This is a genomic window from Streptomyces sp. NPDC002265, assembly GCF_040296125.1.
Classification (GTDB): Bacteria; Actinomycetota; Actinomycetes; order Streptomycetales; family Streptomycetaceae; genus Streptomyces.
In genome coordinates this window covers 1-1,097 of record NZ_JBEOWS010000722.1, presented here as the reverse complement: position 1 = coordinate 1,097, position 1,097 = coordinate 1, and the positions used below count along the sequence as shown (strand labels likewise).

Genomic DNA, 1,097 nt, shown 5'->3' with positions numbered 1-1,097 from the left:
GGGCCTGGTATTTGCCCTGGTGGGTCATGAGGGCGCGGCGGTTGACGTCGCCGACGGCGTAGAGCCAGCCGCCGTCGACGCCGGTGACACGGAAGGTGTCGTCGACGCTCAGCCAGTCGCCGGGAGTGAGACCGACGGTCTGCAGGCCGACGTCGCGAGTCTGCGGGGCGCGGCCGGTCGCCAGCAGGATCTCGTCCGCGACCAGCTCCCCGCCGTCGGCCAGCGTGATCCGTACCTCGCCGTCCTCACGGGTCAGGGAGGCGACGGAGGTGTCGAAGCGGATGTCGACGCCTGCTTCGCGCAGTCCGTCGGTGACCAGTTCGCCGGCGAACGGCTCCATCCGCTCGAGGAGTCCGTTGTCGAGGACGAGCATGGTGACCCGGGAGCCGAGGGCCTGCCAGGCGGTGGCCATCTCGACGGCGACGACACCGCCTCCGACGACGGCGAGGCGGCCGGGCACCTTGTCGGCGCTGGTGGCCTCGCGGCTGGTCCAGGGACGGACGGTATCGAGTCCGGGGATGGGGGGCAGGGCGGCGCGGGTGCCGGTGGAGACGGCGACGGCGTGCCGGGCGGTCAGGGCGACGGTGTCGCCCTCCGGGGTCTGCACGGCCACCTGCTTGGGGCCGGTGAGGCGGCCGTGGCCGCGTATGAGGTCGACGGAGACCGAGTTCAACCAGTCGACCTGGTCCTCGTCCTTCCAGTACGAGGACATCTTGTCGCGGTGTGCGAGGACCGCCTCGACGTCCAGCGGGCCTGCCACCGCCGGGTCGAGTCCGGGTACGCGGCTGGCGTCGGCACGTGCCACCACCGGCCGCAGCAGCGCCTTGCTGGGGTCGCAGGCCCAGAACGAGCACTCGCCGCCCAGTAGTTCGCGCTCCACGATCACGGCGCTGAGCCCTGCGGCGCGGGCGCGTTCGGCAACGTTCTCGCCGACCGGCCCTCCGCCGATGACGATTACGTCGTAGGTGCGGGTCGTCTCGTTCATCACTGCTGTGTTCCTCACTGTTGCGTTCTTCATTGCTCGTCCGGACCGCCGGAAGCGGAGAGCACCCTTGCGCTCGCCCCGCGGTCCGCTGAAGACCCACGGCCCCGAACCC

General features: G+C 71.4%; 1 protein-coding gene. It reads right to left on the bottom strand.

What is annotated here, in order from left to right; all coding sequences use genetic code 11:
* On the bottom strand, positions 1-985 hold a 985-nt coding region (locus ABT085_RS46545; protein WP_351623318.1), incomplete at its 3' end, for an FAD-dependent oxidoreductase.
* Positions 986-1,097 lie beyond the last annotated feature (112 nt).